Source organism: Mangrovibrevibacter kandeliae (genome assembly GCF_024519155.1).
GTDB lineage: Bacteria > Pseudomonadota > Alphaproteobacteria > Rhizobiales > Rhizobiaceae > Mangrovibrevibacter > Mangrovibrevibacter kandeliae.
Genome location: NZ_JANIFJ010000002.1, coordinates 547,622 through 568,431 on the forward strand (window position 1 = coordinate 547,622; position 20,810 = coordinate 568,431).

A 20,810-nucleotide genomic window follows, 5' to 3' on the forward strand; every position below is an offset into this window, starting at 1 on the left:
ATCGCCAACGGCCGGCAGCCGCAGCCGTCACCGCAAATTCATCGAGCGAGCGGGCCCCGACACCCTGTCGCCCGACCAGACTCTTCGATAGGCTTCCCTTGCGACATTCGGGGAGGGGCCGGTCGTGACGGGACTTCGCAGCTTGGCGTTGGGTGTTCTCCTTACCGCCATCGGCGCCGCAGGGCTTGCCGCGGCGGTCGATCCTGCCGTCGCGCAGGAGCGCCGGATCATATCGTCGCCCGGCTCCGATTTCTTCGGCGGCGACTACGACGTTCTGAAGGGTGTCGACCAGAATGTCTGCGAGACGGCCTGCCTCTCCGACGACCGCTGCCAGGCCTATACGCTGAACGTCAAGAACGGCTGGTGCTTCCTCAAGTCGAGCGCCGGCGAATTGCGGGCCTCCAAGGGCGCCGTGTCGGGCAAGGTCGTCGTTGCGCAAGTGCCGGACGAGGACGAGATCGCCACCCGCGAGGCGGCGCTGTCCTTCCTGCCGGCCGAGTTGCGCGACGCCGCGCGTTCGCTGCGCGAGAGCATCGGCGACGAGGAGCAGGATCCGTCGCTCACCGGCGACCTCGCGGCCAAGGCGCGGCAGGCGGCCGCCGGCGATCCCGCGACCGCCGTCACCCTCCTGCGCGAGGCGGTGAAGCGCGAACCCGACGACGGCGCGCTCTGGCTGGAGCTCGCCCGCACCGCCCTGGCCTGGCAGCCGGACGACTGGCAGCAGCGCGCCGACAACGAGGCGCTGCGCAACTCGGCGGCGGTCGACGCCTATGTGCTGGCGCCCGATCCCGAGACACAGGCGCAGGCGCTCGCGGTCCTCGCCCAGTCGATGGAGCTCGCCGACAACTGGAAGCTCGCGATCAAGAGCTATCGCGCCAGCCTCGCTCTCGCCGCCGACGCCGACGCCGACACGCAGGCCAAGCTCGAGGCCGCGGTGGCGAGCCACGGTTTCCGCATCACCGACAATTCGGTGGACACCAATGCCGCGAGCCCGCGCATCTGCCTGGTCTTCTCCGACGAGCTCTCGCCGGCACTGATCAACGGCGAGTCGGTCGGCGACTACGTCTCGGTCGAGGGCAGCGACACGCTGCCCGTTTCCGCCTCCGGCAACCAGATCTGCGTCGACGGCGTCAAGCACGGCGAGCGCTACCGCATCAAGGTGCGGCCGGGCGTCGCCTCCAAGGACGGCGAGGTGCTGACCCAGACCGCCGACCTCTCGGTCTATGTCCGTGACCGCGACCCGTCGGTGCGCTTCGCCTCCAACGCCTATGTGCTGCCGGCCGGGGGCGAGGCGACGATCCCGGTGACGACGATCAACACCGACAAGGTGCAGGCGCGGCTCCTGCGCATCGGCGACCGCGAACTCGCACGCACGATCGCGGACGGCCAGCTTCTCAGCCAGCTGTCGAGCTGGGAGATCGACGACATCACTCAGTCGCGTGCGCCCGAGGTCTGGAAGGGCTCGGTCGAGGTCAGGCGCGAGACCAATGCCGAGGTGGTCACCGCCATTCCGGTGTCGGCGCTGGTGAAGGAGCTGCAGCCGGGCGTCTACCTCCTGACCGCGACGGCGGCCAACGGCAACCCGAACGACGAGGCGACGGCGACGCAGTGGTTCGTCGTCACCGACATCGGCCTCACCAGCTTCTCCGGCGAGGACGGCTTCCACGTCTTCGCCCGCTCGCTCGGCTCGGCCGAGCCGAAGCCGGGAGTCGAGCTGCAACTGGTGGCGGTCGACAACGAGGTGCTCGGCACCGAGACGACCGACGCATCCGGCCATGTCCGCTTCGCGGCCGGTCTCCTGCGCGGCGCGGGTGCCCAGCGGCCGGCGGTGCTCCTCGCCCGCAGCGGTGCAACCGACAGGGCCGGCGCGGATGCCGCCCCGTCGGGCGACTTCGCCTTCCTCGACCTCACCGCCCAGCCCTTCGACCTCACCGACCGCGGCGTCGAGGGCCGGGCGCCGGCCGGCGCGCTGGACGTCTTCCTCACAACCGAGCGCGGCATCTACCGCGCCGGCGACACCGCCGAGCTGACCGGGCTGGTGCGTGACGCCCGCGGTGAGGCGGTCACCGGCCTGACGCTGACCGGCATCGTCACCCGCCCGGACGGCGTCGAGTTCAAGCGCGAGACGCTGGCGGACGTCGGCGCCGGCGGCTTTGCCTGGCCGGTCGCCCTGCCCGCCAACGGCCAGCGCGGCACCTGGCGCTTTGCCGTCTACACCGACCCGAAGGCCGCGCCGCTCGCCGCGGTGACGGCACTGGTGGAGGACTTCGAGCCGGAGAAGATCGATTTCACGGTTGCGACGGAGGACGCGACCCTCGATCCGGCGGCGCCGCCGACGCTCGCCGTGGACGCGCACTACCTCTTCGGCGCCCCGGCCGGCGGCCTGGAGGTCTCGGGCGAGATCGTCGTCAGCTCGGTCACCGGCATCGACGGCTACCCCGGCTACTCCTTCGGCCTTGCCAGCGACGAACCGACGACGCTGCGCCAGCCCTTCGCGGGCGATGCCACCGACGCCGAGGGGCAGACGAGCGTGACGCCGGACGCATTCGAGGCGCCGGTGACGACCCGCCCGCTCCAGGGCGAGGTCGACATGCAGCTGACCGACACCAGCGGACGGCCCTTGGAACGCACGCTGACGCTGCCGCTCGCCGGCTCAAGCCCTCGGATCGGCGTGAAGCCGCTGTTCTCCGGCGCGGTGCCCGAGGGCAAGACGGCCGGCTTCGACCTCATTGCGCTCGACGCGCAGGGCCAGCGCAGCGCGCTGCCGGCGGTCGGCTGGGTGCTGAACAAGATCACCACCGACTTCCAGTGGTACAACACCAATGGCCGCTGGAACTACGAGCCGATCCACCGCAGCGCCCGCATCGCGAGCGGAACGGTCGACGTGCCCGCCGATGCGCCGGCCCATCTCGACCTGCCGGTCGAATGGGGCAGCTACGAGCTGACGCTGACCGATCCCGCCGGCACCGCCACGCCGGCGAGCCTGACCTTCGATGCCGGCTGGTACGTCGCGGCCTCCTCGCTGGAGACGCCGGACATCCTGAAGGTCTCGCTCGACAAGCCGCGCTACCGCATCGGCGACAGGGCGACCGTCCACATCGAGCCGCGCTTCGCCGGCAAGGCCGAGGTGCTGGTGATGGACGAGCGGGTGATCGCGACCGCCACCGCCGACATTCCGGCCGAAGGCGGCGACGTCACGCTCGACGTCACCCGCGACTGGGGTCCCGGCGCCTACGTCACGGCCGTGCTCTACCGGCCGATGCAGATCGAGGCGAAGCAGATGCCGGCGCGCGCCATCGGCCTCGCCCACGTCTCGGTGGATCCCGGCGACCGGGCGCTCTCTGTCGCCATCGACGCGCCGGAAACGGTGCGCCCGCGCCGGAGCATTCCCGTTTCGGTCAAGGTCGACGGCATCACCGCGGGCGAGACGGCCTATGTCACGCTCGCGGCGGTCGACAACGGCATCCTCAACATCACCGGCTTCCAGCCGCCCTCGCCACAGGGCTTCTACTTCGGCCAACGGCGGCTGGGGGTGGAGATCCGCGACCTCTACTCGCGTCTCATCGACCGGATGCAGGGGGCACCCGGCACGGTGCGTTCGGGCGGCGACGCCGGCTCCTCCTATCTGTCGCCGCCGCCGATGGACCAGCTGGTGGCGCTCTATTCGGGCGTCGTCACCGTCGGGCCGGACGGCACGGCCAGCGTCGCGCTTGACCTGCCGGACTTCAACGGCAGCCTGAAGCTGATGGCGATCGCCTGGTCGAAGACCGGCGTCGGGCAGGCCAGCCGCGACATGACGGTGCGCGACCCTGTGGTGGTCGCCGTCAGCCGGCCGCGCTTCCTCGCGCCCGGCGACCGGTCGCGCATCGCGATCGACGTCACCCATGTCGAAGGCCCGCTCGGCACGGCGGTCCTCGACCTCTCCGGCGACGCCGACATCGTCACGGTCGAGGCGAACGCCCACGCCGAGGTCGAGCTGACGGCGCAGGGCCGCCAGACGCTGCTGGTGCCGGTCACCGCCACCCATGTCGGCGACGCCGCGCTGACGCTGATCGCGTCGCTGCCAGGGGGCGAGCGGCTGGAGAAGCACTTCGATCTGCCGGTGCGCTCGCTCGCGCCGGAGGACGTCAGGAAGAGCGCCTTTCCGCTGACGGCCGACGGCGGCAAGCTGATCCTCGGCGACGACGTCTTTGCCGACTTCGTTCCGGGCACCGGCCATGCGACCGTCTCGATCACCGGCGCCGCGGGCTTCGACGTCGCCGGCGCCGTGCGGGCGCTCGACCGCTACCCCTATGGCTGTACCGAGCAGCTGACCAGTCGCGCGCTGCCGCTCGTCTATCTCGACCGCACCATCGTCGCCGCCGGCCTCACCGGCAGCGACGACGTGCGCGAGCGCATCGACAAGGCGATCAGCGGCGTCCTCGCCAACCAGAGCTCGAACGGCGCCTTCGGCGTCTGGCAGCCCGACTCCGGCGACCTCTGGCTCGACGCCTACGTCACGGACTTCCTGACACGGGCCCGCGAGGGTGGCTATGCAGTGCCGGACGAGGCGTTCACCCTCGCGCTCGACAACCTGCGCAACACGCTGAGCTACCAGCCGGACGATCCGGACTGGGGGCCGGTCGCCTATGCCTATTACGTCCTCGCCCGGAACGGGCGCGCGGCGATCGGCGACCTGCGCTACTACGCCGACACCAAGGCCGACAGCTTCCCGACACCGCTCGCCAGGGCGCACATGGCCGCCGCGCTCGCGCTCTATGGCGACCGGCTGCGGGCTGAGGCGCTGTTCCGCAGCGCCGTCGCCGACGCCAGGGCCGCGACCGGCAAGGCGCCGGGAGCCTTCGCCCAGCATTACGGCACGCCGTTGCGCGACGAGGCGGCGGTGCTGACGCTGGGGCTGGAGACGGCGGTGGACGGCATCGGCTTCGACGGGCTCGTGGCAAGCGTCAGCGACGGCGTCAGCGGCAAGCCGCACACCTCGACGCAGGAGGACGCCTGGTCGCTGCTCGCCGCGCACGCCCTCCTCAGCCGCGATCCGCCGAAGCTGAGCGTCGGCGGCAAGGCGGTGGACGGCCCCTATGTCGCGTCCTTCGATGCGGCGGCGCTGGCCGAGCCCGTGCAGATCCTCAACCGCGCCAAGAGCGCGACCACCGCCGAGGTGACGGTTGCCGGTGTCCCCACCGATCCGCTGCCGGCCGAGAGCACCGGCTACGCGATCAGCCGCAGCTACTATACGCTCGAGGGCGAGGAGGCCGACCCGTCCAACATCGGGCAGGGCGACCGGCTGGTCGCCGTCGTCGAGGTGCAGCCGAGCGACACCGAGGTGGCACGGCTGATGATCGACGACCCGTTGCCGGCGGGCCTCGAGATCGACAATCCCGCGATCCTGAAGAGCGGCGACGTGGCGACGCTCGACTGGCTGGAGCTGACCGGCGAGGCGGCGCACACCGAATTCCGCGCCGACCGCTTCCTCGCCGCCGTCGACAAGGCGGAGGGGGACATGTCGACCCTACGCTTCGCCTACATCGTGCGCGCGGTCTCGCCCGGCGAGTTCGCCCATCCGGCCGCCGTGGTCGAGGACATGTACCGGCCCGAGCGGCGCGGCCGCACCGAGGAAGGCCATGTCAGCGTCGTCGGCCCCCGCCGCTGAGCCGAAGCCAGCTTTAACCGGCTTGGGGCCTCGGCGCCTGCGCCGGCTCTTTGCTGCCGCCCTCGTCCTCGTCTGCGCCGCCGTTCTCTGCGGCGCAGTCCTCTTCGGCCTGAACGCGGCGATCGAGGCACGTGTCGGCGTGGTGCCGGAGCCGGAGGTCGCGACCGTGGTGGACGACCGGGACGGCCATCTGCTGCGGGCCTTCGCAAGCGCCGACGGTCGCTGGCGGCTCGACGTGCAGCGGTCCGAGGTCGATCCGCGCTTCCTTCAGATGCTCCTCGCCTGGGAGGATCGCCGGTTCTGGACGCATGGCGGCGTCGACGGCCGCGCCCTCGTCCGCGCCGCCTGGCAGGCGCTCACGCACGGGCACATCGTCTCCGGTGGCTCGACGCTGACGATGCAGGTCGCGCGCATGCTGCGCGGCAGCCCGAACGACAGCCTCGCCGACAAGGCCGACCAGATCCTCGATGCGGTGGCGCTGGAGCGCACGCTGCCGAAGACAGCCATCGTCGACCTCTATCTCAAGATCGCCCCCTATGGCGGCAACCTGGAGGGCGTGCGCGCCGCCGCGCTCGCCTGGTTCGGCAAGGAGCCGAAGCGGCTGACGGCGGCCGAGGCGGCGCTGCTCGTGGTGCTGCCGCAATCGCCCGAGCGGTTCCGGCCCGACCGGTTTCCCGCCCGCGCCAAGACCGCACGCGACCGCGTGCTGACGCGGATGCAGCACCTCGGCCTGCTCGCCGCGCCCGAAGCCGAGCGGGCGCGCGCCGAGCCCGTGCCGCGGCGGCGGCGCGAGCTGCCGATGCTCGCGGCCCATGCCGCCCAGCGGCTGGTCGATGCGGCACCGACCCGCAAGCGCTTCCGCCTCACCGTCGACGCCGGCCTGCAGCAGCGGCTGGAGGACTATGCGCGCGAGAAGGCGACCCATCTCGGCGAGCATGTCAGCCTCGCGCTCCTCGTCGCCGACCATGCGACCGGCGCGATTCTCGCCTCGGTCGGCTCGCCGGACCTCTTTGATGCCGAGCGGCAGGGGCATGTCGATCTGACCGAGGCGCTCCGCTCGCCGGGTTCGACGCTGAAGCCGCTGATCTACGGCCTCGCCTTCGAGCGGGGGGTCGCGCATCCCGAGAGCCTTGTCGACGACCGCCCGGCCGACTTCGCGGGCTACACGCCGCAGAACTTCGATCATGTCTACGAGGGCGTCATCACCGCGCGCCGCGCGCTGCAGCTGTCGCGCAACCTGCCGGCGGTCGAGCTCCTGTCGGCCGTCGGGCCGTCGCGGCTGGTGCAGCGCATGCGCCGCGCCGGGGCGCATCCAGAACTCGGCAACCGCTCGCTGCCGGGCCTCGCCATCGGCCTCGGCGGCCTCGGCCTGTCGCTGCACGACCTCGTCGGCATCTATGCCGCCATCGCCAACGAAGGCCGGGCGGTGCCGCTGCGGATCGACGCCGACGCGGCGCCCGACAAGCCGAAGGCCTTGCGCGTGCTGAGCCCTCAGGCCGCCTGGTACGTGTCCTCGATCCTGTCCGGCGCGACCGCCACGGTGAAGGGCTCGCCCGGCGAGGTCGCCTACAAGACCGGCACGTCCTACGGCTATCGCGATGCCTGGACCATCGGCTTCGACGGACAGCACGTGGTCGGCGTCTGGCTCGGCCGGCCGGACGGGGCAACGGTGCCCGGCCTTGTCGGCCAGGACTCGGCGGTGCCGGTGATGCGGGACGTCTTCGCCCGGCTCGGGCCCCTCACGCGCCTGCCGGGGCCGCCGCCCGGCATCCTCGCCGCCGCCGGCGATGGGCTGCCGCCGCCGCTCCGCCGCATCGGCGCCGCGGCCGCGCTGAAACGCGGCGGCCTGGTTCCGGAAATCACCTTCCCGATCGACGCCTCGCGGGTCGAGCTCGGCCTCGACAGCGGTGCGCCATCCGATCTGTTTCTCAAGGTGCGCAACGGCCGCCCGCCCTTCACCTGGTATGTCGACGGCGCCCCGGTGGCCCGCAACGAGCTGCGTCATCAAGCGGTCTGGCACCCGATCGAGCCGGGCTTCGTCACGATCTCGGTCGTCGACGCAACCGGTGCCGCGTCGCGCAGCCGGGTCTTCCTGCAGTAGCTGCGCGGTCCACCGTAACCAAACCGCAACCATTCGTGCGAAAAGCCCCAGGCGACGGAACCGGCGCCGACACGCGCAGTTGCGCCGACGTCGAGGCGCTGCCCAAGGCCTCATCCGCGCGAGACACGGACTGGACCGCCTTCCTTGACCCCTCCTGATGCCGGCATCGGACGTACACTCGTCGACAGCTTCACCCCCGTCAGCCGGGAGGCGCGCGAAGCGCTCAGCGCCGCGCCACGCACGGCAGAGGCGCACCGCCGCGCGCTCGCCGACGTCGCCGCGCTCGGGGAAGTGCGGGTCGGGCCGGTGCTGCATCGCGGGCCGCTCGCCTTCCCGTTCACGGCCCTCGCCTGGAACCTCGAACGCGGTCTCTACCCGCAGGCGAGCGCCGAGCTGATGATCAGCCAGGGTCCGGCGGTGGTGCTGGCCTGCGAGGTCGACAACGGCATGGCCCGCACGGCGCAGCGCGACACCGCGCGCCTCCTGTCGCGCGATCTCGGGCTGCAACGGGCGGATGCCGTGGAGTTCCTGGAGCTCGGCCTCGGCAATGCGCAGGACCGCCGCGTCGCCATGGAGGCGGAGAACGCCCTTGGCTTCCATGGCAACCTCGTGCTTGCCGCCACCCCGGTCGAGACCGCGGCGCTCGTGCGGCTCGACGTCGATGGCCGCTGGTTCGTCGAGGACGCCGGACAGCCGCGGATCGGCGGGCGCATGGCGGTGGCGGCGCGGCTGATGACCGTCGACGGACCGTTCTGGGCGGTCGCCACGCATCTGGAGAGCCGGGCGACGGCGGCCGAGCGCGAAGTGCAGGCCGGGCGGCTGCTCGACGCGCTCGACGCGCTCGCGGGCGAGACGCCGGTGCTGATCGGCGGCGACATGAACACCGGCAACGAAAAGGACGGCGACTGGCGCCGCGAGGGGCTGCTGAGGCTGGTGCGCGAGCGCGGCTACGCGGCTCATGACGCGGGCGCCGAGGTCACGACGCGCGAAAGCCACCTGTCGCCGGGCCCCGCACGCGGCATGAAGCTCGACTGGTTCTTCAGCCGCGGCTTGGAGGTCGCCGCCAGCTGGATCGTGCCGGCGCTGGCGCCCGACGGGACGCCGCTCTCCGATCACGAGATGATTGCCTGCCGCATCCAGGGCTTCTCGGCCGGCCGGCCATCGTGACGCACCGCGAGGTGACCGTTTTCACGTCCGCGCCGCACGCCACCCCTTCGAAAGACGGCCGAAATACGGTAGGCAGGGCCGCCTTCCACCCGCCTTCTTCCCCAAAAGGACGCCATCGGGCGTCCGAGCCAGCGACAGAGGTACCCGACCAGATGACGATGACCCGCATCCTCGCCCGAGCCGCCCTCCTCGCCGCCACGCTTCTGACCGGAAGCCTCGCCGCCCTGCCGGCTCAGGCGGCCTCCTGCGGCAACAGCGCGTCCGGCTTCGACGCCTGGCTCGAGGACTTCAAGGCGCAGGCACAGCGCGCCGGCATCTCGCGCTCGACGATCAACAGCGCGCTGGGCAATGTCAGCTACGATCGCAAGGTCATCAGTCTCGACCGCAACCAGCACAGCTTCAAGCTGTCGCTCGACGACTTCATGGCCCGCCGCGCACCGCCGAGCTACATCCGCAAGGGGCAGCAGGTGATCCAGCAGAACGGCCGGCTGCTCGACTCGATCGAGCGACGCTACGGCGTGCAGAAGGAGATCCTCGTCGCCATCTGGGGCATGGAGACCGGCTTCGGCGGCAATTCCGGCAACATGAACGTGTTCAAGTCGCTGGCGACGCTCTCCTACGACTGTCGGCGGTCGGACTTCTTCACCGAGGAACTGATGGCGGCGCTGCAGATCGTCGACCGCGGCGACATGCAGGCGAGCCAGATGCGCGGCGCCTGGGCGGGCGAGATCGGCCAGACGCAGTTTCTCGCCAAGAACTACGTGCGCTTTGCAGTCGACGGCGACGGCGACGGGCGGCGCGACCTCATCCGCTCGCGCGCCGACGTGCTCGCCTCGACGGCCAACTTCCTCGCCCAGAAGGGCTGGCGGCCGGGCGCGGGCTACAATCCGGGTCAGCCGAACTTCTCGGTGCTGCAGGAGTGGAACCGCGCGACGGTCTACCAGCAGGCGCTGGCACTGTTCGCCTCGAAGATGGCGAACTGAGTCCGGGGCCGGCGACCACCGTTCAGCGGCTCTGAGGCGCGTCGACTTGCAGGTCATCCCGGTCTCGCACCGGGATGACGACTTGGTGGTGCGGTCGATCAGCCGGACATGACCGCCTCGCCGCGAGAGTGCGGCGGCGCCCGCGTGGCGGCCGCTACTCCCCGTCGAGCTCCGGATAGTGCCGGAAGATGCCATCCTCGTTGAAGGGCTGACGGCGCGCGCTCGCCAGATAGGCGGCGAGCCGCGGCTGCCCTGCGACCCGCTCGGCGAGATCGGAGATGGCGACAAAGTCGGGGGCCAGCACGGCCATGCGGCGCGGAAAGGCGTAACGAAGGCCCTGCCAGACCTGAAAGAGGCCGAGGTCGGCATAGCTCATCCGATCGCCGACGAGCCAGGTGGAGCCGGCCGGGTTCGCCTTCAGGATCGCGTCGTACCAGCCGAGGAACTTCGGCATCCGGCTCTCTCGGAACTCGCTTGCCCGCCGGGCCGCCTCGGGCTTCTGGTCTTCGTAATAGAGCCCCACCCCGACCGGGTGGTGGACGTCGTGCGCCTCGGCGACGAGATCGGCGGTGGTGGTTGCGATCTGCCGGGCGAAGAGGCGATCGCCCGGCGCCTCCGGTGCGAGGCCCAGCGTCTCGCCGAGATGCGCCACGATCACCGGCGTCTGCGCCAGGACGAGGTTCCCGTCGCGCAGGAAGGGCGGCGCGAACGGGATCTGCGGCCCCTGCTCCCCATCGAGGTAGGCGCTCATCGCCGCCATGCCGCCGCCCGCCTCGGCCGGCACGCGGTTCATCTCGCGATAGTCGGCGCCGGCCGCCTCGAGCACCAGCCGGACGAATTCGCCGCGCCCCGGCAGGCCCGGCCAGTAGAAGAGATCATAGGTCATGGTCACATCTCCCGTTCGGGCGGGAGATGGCGGCTCGAACGGCGGCCGCAAGGCCGGCGACCGACTCCGCCAAAGAGCTAACCTTTAGTCGGCTCCGGCTCGCGATAGGGACCGCCGAGGCTGTCCTGAACGTAGAGCTCCTGCACGAAGATCATCGCCACGGCGACCACCGGCACGGCCATCGCAACCCCCATCAGGCCAAACAGGAGCCCGAAGATCAGCTGCGCGCTCAAGGTCAGCGCGGGCGGCAGCGCGCTCGTCCAGCGCTGCGCCACCGGCTGGGCGATGTTGCTCTCCACGCCCTGGATCACGAGGTAGACCCCGAGGCCCCACAGAGCCATCACGGTGCTGTCCGAGAAGCCGGCGAGCACGATGACGACGCCGGCGACGAACGGCCCGAGCGTCGGCACGAAGGCGAGCAGCCCGGCCTGCAGCGCCAGCAGGAAGGCGCTGGGCATGCCGATCAGCGCCAGCCCGATCCAGGAGACGACGAAGATCACGCTCATCGAGATCGCCTGCCCGGCCAGCCACAGCATCAGCTCGCGCGCGGCCTTCCACAGTGTCTCGTTGACGCGTGCGCGGCGCGCCTTCGGCACGAGACTGACGATGCCGCGCCGGTAGAGCTCCGGCTGCCAGGAGACGAAGACAGCGATGAACAGGATGAAGAAGGCATCCGAAAAGGCACCGAGGATGCCGAAGGCGGTCTGCGAGGCGGAGGAGAACAGGCCCGCCGCGTTCGGCAGGAGCTGCTGCAGCTGATCGGTCTGCGACTGTCCGGCGCCACCCGACGTCACGCCCCAGTCCTTGAGCGTCGACAGCACCTCGTTCAGCTGGTCCGAGACCAGCCGGACCAACGCGTTGAACTGCTCCACCAGGGTGATGCCGCCCCAGGCAAAGCCGCCGCCGAGGAGGAGGACGAGAAGCAGGTAGACGCTGCCGAGAGCCAGCATCGGCGGCAGGCCCAGGCGCTGCAGGCTGCGCGACAGGCCGCAGAAGGTCGCCGCGAGCACCAGCCCGGCAAAGATGATGAAGAAGGCCTGGGCCGCCTGCCAGAACAGGAACAGTGCCGAGGCGAGCGCGAACGCAATGCCGGCGACGATCAGCGTCTGCCGGGCGACCTGCCCGTCTTGCGAGGAAAGCGGCATCTCGAACACACTCCGCTGCACCGGCAGATCCGTCAGGGACTCATATCGACCGCGCAGGCGAACGCAAGGGCGGCGCGGCCGTCGCCTCCGGCGCGCGCCGATCCTCCGGCGGGCCCGATGGCTGGCGCTGCCGGATCATGCTAGCAGCCATTCGACCACACGGGGGACTTTGGCATGCACGGGATCCTGCAGACGCTGTCGGACGCGATCATCGCGCTGATCTCCTCGACAGGCCTTGTCGGGGTGGCGCTGCTGATGGCGCTTGAATCGGCGTGCCTGCCGATTCCGTCCGAGCTGATCATGCCGTTCGCGGGCTATCTCGTCTCGACCGGCCAGTTCAGCCTGATCGGCGTCGCGCTCGCCGGCGCCATCGGCTGCAATATCGGCTCGCTCGTCGCCTATCAGATCGGTGCCCTGGGCGGCCGGCCGCTGGTCGAGCGCTGGAGCGACAAGACCATGTTCGGCAAGCATGAGCTCGATCTCGCCGAGCGCTTCTTTGCCCGCTGGGGCGCGTCCGCGACCTTCGTCGGCCGTCTTCTGCCGGTGGTGCGCACCTTCATCGCGCTGCCGGCCGGGATCGCGCGGATGAACCCGGTGGTCTTCCACGTCTACACCTTCGTCGGCTCCTTCATCTGGTGCCTCGGCCTCGCCTGGGTCGGCCAGCTGCTCGGCGCGCACTGGAACGACAGCGCCGCGATGAAGACGGCCTTCCACGTCGCGGACGTCGTCATCGTCCTCGCGGTCGTCGCCGCGCTCGTCTGGTACCTGCGCCGGCGGCGCCGTGCTCCCGCGGTCGTGCCGCAGGATCAGCCGTAGTCGCGCGCGCCGAAGATCGCGCTGCCGACCCGCACCGACGTCGCGCCGAAGGCGATCGCCGTCTCGAAGTCGGAGGACATGCCCATCGACAGCTCCTCGACGCCGGCCTCGCGGGCGAGCTTGGCGAGCAGCGCGAAATAGGGCCCGGGGCTGGCATCGACCGGCGGAATGCACATCAGCCCGGCGATGGCGAGGCCGTGCACCTGCCGGCAGCGCGCGACGAACGCCACCGCCTCCAGCGGCGGGATTCCCGCCTTCTGCGGCTCCTCGCCGATATTGACCTGGACGAAGAGCTTCGGCCGCCTGCCCTGCTTCTCCATCTCGGCGGCGAGCGCGGCGGCGATCTTCTCCCGGTCGATGGACTCGATCGCGTCGAACAGCGCGACGGCATCGCCCGCCTTGTTGGACTGCAGCGGGCCGATCAGATGCAGCTCGACGTCGGGGAACTCGGCCTTCAGCGCCGGCCACTTGCCTTGCGCCTCCTGCACCCGGTTCTCGCCGAAGACGCGCTGGCCAGCCTCGATCACCGGGCGGATCGTCTCCGGGCCATGCGTCTTCGACACGGCCACCAGCGTCACCGCGCCGGCCGGGCGCTCCGCCTCGGCCTCGGCGGCGCGGATAGCCGAGTGTACCACCTGATAACTGATCAACACTGCCGAATAACCCAATGACGTCACCGTAAGCTACGAACCTTGTTTCCTAGAATATTTACCGAGTTGAAGCCAAGCGCTCTTGACCACCACAACCAATCTGATTTGATCCGCTTAATTCAACGGACGGTTGAGAGATGTCTGATCCAAAAGCGATCTTAGATAATAGACAGGAAAATATCCAGCTAAGCAACGGATCTTTAGTTCCGTTTCAAGTGGTACAGGATGTCTATAATGAAGTCACGGGGAAGAAGGAGACGCTTTCGAAGAACGTTTCGGTGAATCATCAGGCAACAATGTCGGACATAATTCAGCTCAATAATATAATAGAGCAGATATTCGAGCAATATGCCGTTCAGAGTTCGAATGTTTCGGTAACTGTATACCATACAGATGACCGAAAAGAGGTCTTCAGCAGCTTTGATAGGTTCCAGTTATTTGATTCTACCGGTATATGTCCCATCGAAAATGTTAATATTGAGTACAATTTTTTGATGCTGCTTCCTAAGTCGCGCGAAAGCAAGTTATATAAGATATCGGTGCATATCCATTCGCGCGCTGCAATTATTCGGAAGGAGGGGACGGATCCGGCCTATATGATAATAGCTCGCTTCGCATTATCCTCGACGGGACGGTTTAGCATAGAGTACGTTGACTATGCAGTCGCGAGTACCGTCTACGCTGCAATTGATAAATGGTTTGAAGGTCTCTCTGTGGGACCTAAAAGCCCTGTTCGAAATTTCTTCCAGAGATATAGCCATCTCCTCCCCTTTATATTCAGTACTATTACGACGGCGTGCTGCGGTATACCTATGATATTCTTGGCTCTACAATGGAGTTTATCGGAGATAGACTTGAAGCATGTTGCGGTATGGGGCTTATCCTCGTTTCTTATGATTACGATAGCAAGTAAGACCGCTTGGCAAGTTGGAAGAATGACGGAAACATCGCTTGACCGCATTGCACCTATGTCTTTTTTGAACATCAATAAAGGCGATAAGAGAGTGATAAAGGAGGTAGAAGCAATGAATAGGTCAAATGTAATTTGGGCTTTTGGCGGTATCCTAATTACAATCATCCTAAATGTCTTTTCAAACTATGCTTCATCGTTCATTGGACTGATTGACTAGCGTATTAACTGCGATAGATTACCTTATACTTCGGAAAATATCCCGCCCGCTCTGGCGATCAGGAGTTCAAGGACGCGCTCCGCATCTGGAAACCCTCGCGGTGCGGTGGTACGAGCTCGGAAATTGTTTCCGTGCGAGCTAGAAGACGTCAAGTGGCAACCGAACGCTACAACCCCCGCGAAAACGAATCCCGCTGGCAGGCCGAGTGGGAGGCGGCGAAGCTGTTCGAGACCCGCACCGACGCGACCGGCGAGAAGTTCTACGTGCTCGAGATGTTCCCCTACCCGTCGGGGCGCATCCACATGGGCCATGTGCGCAACTATGCGATGGGCGACGTCGTCGCCCGCTACAAGCGCGCCAGGGGCTGCAACGTCCTGCATCCGATGGGCTGGGACGCCTTCGGCATGCCGGCCGAGAACGCCGCGATGCAGAACAAGGTGCATCCGGCGAAGTGGACCTACGAGAACATCGACGCGATGCGCGCGCAGCTGAAGTCGATGGGCCTGTCGCTGGACTGGTCCAGGGAGTTCGCGACCTGCGACGTCGAGTACTACCACCGCCAGCAGATGCTCTTCCTCGACATGCTGGAGAAGGGCCTCGCCTACCGCAAGAAGTCGAAGGTCAACTGGGACCCGGTCGACCAGACCGTGCTCGCCAACGAGCAGGTGATCGACGGGCGCGGCTGGCGCTCGGGCGCCGAGGTCGAGCAGCGCGAGCTGACCCAGTGGTTCTTTCGCATCACCGACTATGCCGAGGACCTGCTGGAGGCGCTGGACCACCTGCCGGACTGGCCGGAAAAGGTCCGGGTGATGCAGAAGAACTGGATCGGCAAGTCGGAGGGTCTGCGCTTCGCGTTCGGCCTCGTCGGCGCGCCGCAGGGCTTCGACAGCCTGCCGGTGTTCACGACGCGGCCGGACACGATGTTCGGCCCGACCTTCGCGGCCGTCTCGCCCGATCATCCGCTCGCCAGGGCGCTCGCCGAGTCCGATCCGAAGGTCGCCGCCTTCATCGAGGAGTGCCACCGCATGGGCACCTCGCAGGAGGAGATCGACACGGCCGAGAAGCTCGGCTTCGACACCGGCATCAAGGCGACGCATCCGGCCGACCCGAACTGGCAGCTGCCCCTCTACATCGCGAACTTCGTGCTGATGGACTACGGCACCGGCGCGATCATCGGCTGCCCGGCGCACGACCAGCGCGACCTCGACTTCGCCCGCAAATACGGCCTGCCGGTCATCGACGTGTTCGTGCCGCAGGACTCCGACGAGCGCGTCGCCGACACCGCCTTCGTGCCGCCGAAGACGCAGGTCGTGCGCTACGTCCAGTGGGCCGGCGCGCCGGACACCGTGCAGACCTGCCAGGAGGCGATGGCGTCCACCCTCGCCCTGTTCGAGGAGAAGGGCTGGGGCACCCGCGAGACGAACTATCGCCTGCGCGACTGGGGCATCTCGCGCCAGCGCTACTGGGGCTGCCCGATCCCGGTCCTGCATTGCGAGGCTTGCGGCGTCGTGCCGGAGGCGCGCGAGAACCTGCCGGTGAAGCTGCCGGAGGACATCGACTTCGACAAGCCGGGCAACCCGCTCGACCGGCATCCGACCTGGCGGCAGACGACCTGTCCGCAATGCGGCGGGCCGGCGCTGCGCGAAACCGACACCATGGACACCTTCGTCGATTCGTCCTGGTACTATGTCCGCTTCACCGCCCCGCATGCGAGCGAGCCGACCGACCCGCAGGCGGCCAATGCCTGGCTGCCGGTCGACCTCTACATCGGCGGCATCGAGCATGCGATCCTGCACCTCCTCTACTCGCGCTTCTTCCTGCGGGCGATGAAGGCCTGCGGCCATGTCGCCGAGGACGAACCGTTCCGCGGCCTCTTCACGCAAGGGATGGTCGTGCACGAAACCTATCGCGACGGACGCGAGTGGGTGCCGCCGACCGACGTCGCCTTCGAGGAGCGCGACGGCGTGCGCTCGGCGAGGCGCCTTTCGACGGGCACATCGATCGAGATCGGCTCGACCGAGAAGATGTCGAAGTCGAAGAAGAACGTCGTCGACCCCGACGACATCATCGCCTCCTACGGCGCCGACACGGCGCGCTGGTTCATGCTGTCCGACTCCCCGCCCGACCGCGACGTGATCTGGACGGAAGCCGGCGTCGAAGGGGCCTTCCGCTTCGTGCAGCGGCTGTGGCGCCTCGTCACCGAGACGGCACCGAAGCTCGGGCCGCATCGGGTAGCCGCGAGCGGCAATTCGGATATCCGCAAAGCGGCACACCGCGCGGCGGCCGGCGTCGGCGACGACATCGAGCGGCTCGCCTTCAACAAGGCTGTCGCCCGGATCTACGAGTTCGTCAACCAGCTCTCCGGTCCGCTGTCGCAGCTCGACACCGCGAGCGCCGAGGCGGACGTCGCGGACGCCCGCGAGGCGCTGTCGATCCTGGTGCGGCTGGTCGCGCCGATGATGCCGCATCTGGCCGAGGCCTGCTGGGCCGAGCTCGGCGAAGCCGGCCTGGTCGCCGCGACCGGCTGGCCGCAGGCCGATGCAGCGCTCCTGAAGGACGATACCGTCCTCCTGCCGGTCCAGGTCAACGGCAAGAAGCGCGGCGAGATCGCGGTCGCGGCCGACGCGCCGCAGTCGGCAGTGGAAAGCGCTGTGCTCGGCCTCGATTTCGTTCAGGCGGCATTGGATGGTAAAGCGGTGAAGCGTGTCATCGTGGTGCCGGGAAGGATCGTGAATGTGGTCGTGTGATCTTGCCCGCGCCGGCCGCGGCCTGCGGCTCGGGATGGCGGCCCTGATCCTTGCCGCGGCGGCCGGGTGCACCGCCGGGCCGCTCTATGGCGACCGCGCCGCCGATTTCGGCGCGCCGGGAGCGGTCAGCGCAGCTGCCCTGCGCGGTCGCATCGCCGTCGCTCCGGCCGAAGATCGCATGACGCAGATCGTCCGCAACAAGCTGCTCTTCGACCTGAATGGCGGCGACGCGGTGCGCGAGCCTCTCTATGAAGTCGGCTTGACAGTCAACGGCGCCGAAGTCGGCGTGTCGATCGAAAGCGGCAGCGGCGTCCCCACCGCCAGCATCTTCCAGGTCACCGTCAGCTATCAGGTCGTCCGCCTGAGCGACAGCAAGGTGATCGCCACGGGCAAGCGGCAGGCCAATGCGCCGTTCGATCGGTCGGCGCAGCTGTTCGCCGCCGAGCGCGCCGCCTATGATGCCCGGCAGAAGGCCGGCGAGACGGCCGCCAGCCTGGTCGAGCTCGACGCGGTCGCCCGCATCCGCCGGGACGTGACGGGCTGACGCTCGATGGGTCAGAAGAAGGCCGGTGAAGTCGAAGGGTTCGTCGCTCGGCCGGATTATGCGGCGCCCGTCCTTCTGCTCTACGGACCGGATGCGGGCCTGGTGAGCGAGCGGGCCGAGCGTCTCGCCGCAGCCTCCGGCGTGGACGCCACCGACCCTTTCGCCGCCGTGCTGCTCGTGGCGGACGAGCTCGAGAAGGATGTCGGCCGGCTGTTCGACGAGGCGCGGACGGTCTCGCTCTTCGGCGGACGCCGCCTGATCCGCATCAAGGGCGCCGGCAACGGCAAGAGCCTCGCCGATGCCGTGGCCGAGCTCGGCGCGGCTCCGCCGCAGGATGCGGTGGTGATCATCGAGGCGGGCGACCTGAAGAAGAGCTCGGCGCTTCGCGTCAGTGCGGAGCGGGCACGCGGTGCGCTGGCCCTGCCCTGCTACCAGGACGAGGCGCGTGCGCTCGACCAGATGATCGACGAGGAGCTTCGCCTTGCCGGTCTGACGCTGCCGCGCGAGGCGCGCGACCTCCTGCGCTCGCGGCTCGGGGCCAATCGCATGGCCTCCCGCGGCGAGGTGCGCAAGCTCTGCCTCTACTGTTACGGGCAGAGCGAGATCGGCGAGGCCGACATCCTGGAGATCGTCGGCGACGTCTCCGCCGAGGCCCTGGATGAGGCGGTGGATGCCGCTGCGACGGGCGAGGTGCGCAAGCTGCCGCACCATGTCGACCGTCTGGTTTCCGGTGGCACACAGCCCTTCCTGCTCCTCCAGTCGCTGCTGCGCCACCTGCAGGCGCTGCAGGCGATGCGCAACGAGGTCGAGCGGCACGGCGAGACGGTGGCGCGGGCGGTCGAGCGCCGGCGCCCGCACTTCCGGCGCAAGGGCGCACTGGAGGCCGCGCTTCAGCTCTGGACGCTCGACGCCCTCGCGCAGGCTCTGCTCCAGGTCGAAGCGGCGATCCTCCTGAGCCGCAAGGAGAGCGGTCTTGCCGAGACGGTGGTGCGCCAGACGCTGGTTGCGATTGCCGTTTCAGCCGCACGGCGGCGGTCGCGGGGCGCCCGCCGCGCCGGGTGACGTAAGGCAGGCGCGTGTCACACGTGAGTCAGCGCACGCTCCAGTCCGCTCACTGAAGTCCGAAGGCAGCCGCATCCTTCGCCGCAAACAGCACCAGCAGATCGCGCTTCGGCGAGAAGTTCGTCGCGCTCCACTCGAAGCGTGTCGGTCCGGTCTTCTTGATCCCGTCCCGGCAGAGGCTGACGATGTTCGTCGGCGCTCCCTTGTCGATCGTCAGATGGAACGTGCCGATCGGCCCTGCCCAGTTGTTCGCCGTCGTCAGGATGTAGGGCACGACGACGCTGTAGCCGAGCGCGCTCATCGGGTCGTCATTGAGGTTGGCGTTGTTGTCCGGATCCTCGGCCAGGAGATCCTTGGCGGCCTGCAGGATCAGGTTGCGCAGCGCCTTCCTGGTGCCCGCGTCGACGCAGTACTTCGCGGCATAGTCGGGATCTTCCTCGAGCGAATAGCGATCGACGAAGTACGAGCCGCGCACCGGGCGATAGCGGTGATCCACGACCACCTCCCGATGCGCCGGAAAGGTCTGCTCCCAATGGAAGCGCACCTCGTAGCGCCACAGGCCGCTCGCCATGTCGCGCTCCGTCACGATGCCGGCCTTTTCGAGTCTGGCGTAGTCCTTCTTGCCAAGACCGGCCAGCGCGTCCGAAACGGCTGCGGCCATCGGGTTCAGGGGAATGCGCAGCCGCTGCAGCTCCTGTGTCACCTCCCGGTCGCCCACGAAGGCCCGCTCTTCCACCGCCGGCCGGATCATGCGGCCGTCGACGCTGACCGTGAAGCCGACGAAGTTGGCGACTTCGGCGACCGGCAGTTCCAGCGGCGTCATCGCAAGGTCGCCCTCGATCGGCGGCAGCGGGAAGGCGACCGTCAGCGTCTGATCCTCGTCGCTCTCGTTTTCGAAGACGTAGTGGACGTCGATCCGATCGGGCGTGATGGTCAGGTCTTCCCGCTTCATCGCGACATCGGCAGCCTCGACCAGTTCGAGGCCGCCCGCGGCCTGCTCCGCGGCCGAATCGTTGGCACGCGCTTCATGGACCGTGATTAGGATGGAGATCGACAGCAAAGGCAGAATGAACGACCGCACGAGTGAACCCTCCACACCGACGCCGCACGGTGTATCGTTAGCAGGCTCTGTGCTGGGGCACGAGCCGGCTCGCCGTGTTCCGCCGGGACCGCATCCGACCGTTCTGCCGGGCGTCCCGGCTCCTCGATCACCCGATCGTCCTGGGCCGCAGGATTTGCCGGGATGATCGCCAAGAGGTGGAGCCTCCGGATGGCAGAGCCGCTGCGGATGAAGTTCGAGCACGCCGAGTGGCTGCCGTGGGTGTGGTTCTTCCTCGCGTCCGTGCTTTTCGTCGCAGCCTACGTCCTGTGGGCTGTGCCGATCGGCATCGATCCTCGCTTGTACAGCCGCAAGGCCGCTCTGCTGATGGGGCTCCCGCCCTGGATGCGCGGGGTGCTTCTCGCATCAGCCGGAGGCAACACAGTGTATGGTGGCCTACACTTCATGTGGCTGCGCCGGCTGGACACCCATCTCGTCGCCGACGCATCAGGTGTGTCGGTTGCGCACAACTTCCGTTGGATACGGTTTGCGTGGACCGACCTCGTCGCGGCCGTACCGGCGCAACTCTACAAGTGGTTTCTCGCCCGGCTCACGCTCGACAACCGCCCGCAGTGGTTCGGACACGGCGGTCAGCGGCGTTTCACGATCCGGTTCGGCCGGAGCTATCGAGCCGAGCAACAGCGCGACAAGTTCCTGGCTTGCGTGCGCACTTGGAGGCCCGACATCGCGATCGGCGAGAGGAGAGAGTGGTGGAAGCTGTAGCGCTGCGATCTGCAGAGGCGGACGGGCCGTTCTGGCAAGCGTTTAACCGTCCACGACGAACCGCTTGCCAAATTCGATCGGTTCGACATTGCGACGATGCGTTGCTG

Annotated in this window: 14 protein-coding genes; 10 read left to right on the plus strand and 4 right to left on the minus strand. The window is 68.4% G+C overall.

Features of this window, described 5'->3' with window-relative positions; translation table 11 throughout:
• The first annotated feature begins 148 nt into the window (after nt 1-148).
• The 4 genes from NPA30_RS08840 to NPA30_RS08855 all read left to right on the plus strand — a co-directional run bounded on the left by NPA30_RS08840 (nt 149) and on the right by NPA30_RS08855 (nt 9,901).
• On the plus strand, nt 149-5,650 hold the full coding sequence (locus tag NPA30_RS08840; protein WP_256802259.1) for an alpha-2-macroglobulin family protein: 5,502 nt from the start codon (nt 149-151) through the stop codon (nt 5,648-5,650).
• A complete protein-coding gene (gene pbpC, locus NPA30_RS08845) occupies nt 5,622-7,751 on the plus strand; it encodes a penicillin-binding protein 1C (protein WP_372338774.1) in 2,130 nt (709 codons plus the stop codon). Before NPA30_RS08840 ends, pbpC begins: the two co-directional genes overlap by 29 nt.
• A gap of 144 nt (nt 7,752-7,895) precedes the next feature.
• The gene (locus NPA30_RS08850) at nt 7,896-8,918 is read left to right on the plus strand and encodes an endonuclease/exonuclease/phosphatase family protein (protein WP_256802261.1); all 1,023 of its coding nucleotides are present in this window, start codon (nt 7,896-7,898) and stop codon (nt 8,916-8,918) included.
• A gap of 158 nt (nt 8,919-9,076) precedes the next feature.
• Complete coding sequence (locus tag NPA30_RS08855) at nt 9,077-9,901, plus strand: lytic murein transglycosylase (protein ID WP_456238254.1); 825 nt, start codon at nt 9,077-9,079, stop codon at nt 9,899-9,901.
• Between the two features lie 154 nt (nt 9,902-10,055).
• On the opposite strand, the gene NPA30_RS08860 is transcribed toward NPA30_RS08855, so the two are convergent.
• Both NPA30_RS08860 and NPA30_RS08865 read right to left on the minus strand, forming a co-directional pair.
• Nucleotides 10,056-10,787, minus strand: coding sequence for a glutathione S-transferase (locus tag NPA30_RS08860; RefSeq protein ID WP_256802263.1), 732 nt, complete (start codon nt 10,785-10,787; stop codon nt 10,056-10,058).
• A 77-nt stretch (nt 10,788-10,864) separates the two neighbouring features.
• Nucleotides 10,865-11,953, minus strand: coding sequence for an AI-2E family transporter (locus NPA30_RS08865; RefSeq protein ID WP_256802264.1), 1,089 nt, complete (start codon nt 11,951-11,953; stop codon nt 10,865-10,867).
• Between the two features lie 153 nt (nt 11,954-12,106).
• Here NPA30_RS08865 and NPA30_RS08870 point away from each other — a divergent pair, with 153 nt between their 5' ends.
• Nucleotides 12,107-12,748, plus strand: coding sequence for a DedA family protein (locus NPA30_RS08870; RefSeq protein ID WP_256802265.1), 642 nt, complete (start codon nt 12,107-12,109; stop codon nt 12,746-12,748).
• Here NPA30_RS08870 and NPA30_RS08875 read toward each other — a convergent pair.
• Nucleotides 12,739-13,401 (minus strand): YggS family pyridoxal phosphate-dependent enzyme, encoded by a 663-nt coding sequence (locus tag NPA30_RS08875; protein WP_256802266.1) that lies wholly within the window; start codon nt 13,399-13,401, stop codon nt 12,739-12,741. The genes NPA30_RS08870 and NPA30_RS08875 overlap by 10 nt on opposite strands.
• A 134-nt stretch (nt 13,402-13,535) precedes the next feature.
• Here NPA30_RS08875 and NPA30_RS08880 point away from each other — a divergent pair, with 134 nt between their 5' ends.
• The 4 genes from NPA30_RS08880 to holA all read left to right on the plus strand — a co-directional run bounded on the left by NPA30_RS08880 (nt 13,536) and on the right by holA (nt 18,881).
• On the plus strand, nt 13,536-14,528 hold the full coding sequence (locus NPA30_RS08880) for a hypothetical protein (RefSeq protein ID WP_256802267.1): 993 nt from the start codon (nt 13,536-13,538) through the stop codon (nt 14,526-14,528).
• 152 nt (nt 14,529-14,680) lie between these two features.
• A complete protein-coding gene (leuS, locus tag NPA30_RS08885; protein WP_256802268.1) occupies nt 14,681-17,275 on the plus strand; it encodes a leucine--tRNA ligase in 2,595 nt (864 codons plus the stop codon).
• Nucleotides 17,276-17,453: 178 nt separating this feature from the next.
• Nucleotides 17,454-17,819 carry a hypothetical protein gene (locus NPA30_RS08890; RefSeq protein ID WP_256802269.1) on the plus strand — a complete coding sequence of 122 codons (366 nt, stop codon included), beginning with the start codon at nt 17,454-17,456 and terminating at the stop codon, nt 17,817-17,819.
• Between the two features lie 6 nt (nt 17,820-17,825).
• Nucleotides 17,826-18,881: a DNA polymerase III subunit delta gene (gene holA, locus NPA30_RS08895; RefSeq protein ID WP_256802270.1), complete on the plus strand. Its 1,056-nt coding sequence runs from the start codon at nt 17,826-17,828 to the stop codon at nt 18,879-18,881.
• A 49-nt stretch (nt 18,882-18,930) separates the two neighbouring features.
• Here the strand turns inward: holA and NPA30_RS08900 are convergent, their stop codons facing one another.
• Nucleotides 18,931-19,962, minus strand: coding sequence for a DUF4424 family protein (locus NPA30_RS08900; RefSeq protein ID WP_256802271.1), 1,032 nt, complete (start codon nt 19,960-19,962; stop codon nt 18,931-18,933).
• 189 nt (nt 19,963-20,151) lie between these two features.
• On the opposite strand from NPA30_RS08900, the gene NPA30_RS08905 reads away from it, so the two are divergent.
• Nucleotides 20,152-20,703, plus strand: coding sequence for a hypothetical protein (locus NPA30_RS08905; RefSeq protein WP_256802272.1), 552 nt, complete (start codon nt 20,152-20,154; stop codon nt 20,701-20,703).
• Nucleotides 20,704-20,810: the final 107 nt, after the last annotated feature.

What these genes read in the sequence shown, in the direction of transcription:
- pbpC (WP_372338774.1), top strand. Translation starts at nt 5,622, where the DNA reads ATGTCAGCGTCGTCGGCCCCCGCCGCTGAGCCGAAGCCAGCTTTAACC.
- NPA30_RS08855 (WP_456238254.1), top strand. Translation starts at nt 9,077, where the DNA reads ATGACCCGCATCCTCGCCCGAGCCGCCCTCCTCGCCGCCACGCTTCTG.
- NPA30_RS08860 (WP_256802263.1), bottom strand. Translation starts at nt 10,787, where the DNA reads ATGACCTATGATCTCTTCTACTGGCCGGGCCTGCCGGGGCGCGGCGAA.
- NPA30_RS08870 (WP_256802265.1), top strand. Translation starts at nt 12,107, where the DNA reads ATGCACGGGATCCTGCAGACGCTGTCGGACGCGATCATCGCGCTGATC.
- NPA30_RS08880 (WP_256802267.1), top strand. Translation starts at nt 13,536, where the DNA reads ATGTCTGATCCAAAAGCGATCTTAGATAATAGACAGGAAAATATCCAG.
- NPA30_RS08890 (WP_256802269.1), top strand. Translation starts at nt 17,454, where the DNA reads ATGACGCAGATCGTCCGCAACAAGCTGCTCTTCGACCTGAATGGCGGC.
- holA (WP_256802270.1), top strand. Translation starts at nt 17,826, where the DNA reads ATGGGTCAGAAGAAGGCCGGTGAAGTCGAAGGGTTCGTCGCTCGGCCG.
- NPA30_RS08905 (WP_256802272.1), top strand. Translation starts at nt 20,152, where the DNA reads ATGGCAGAGCCGCTGCGGATGAAGTTCGAGCACGCCGAGTGGCTGCCG.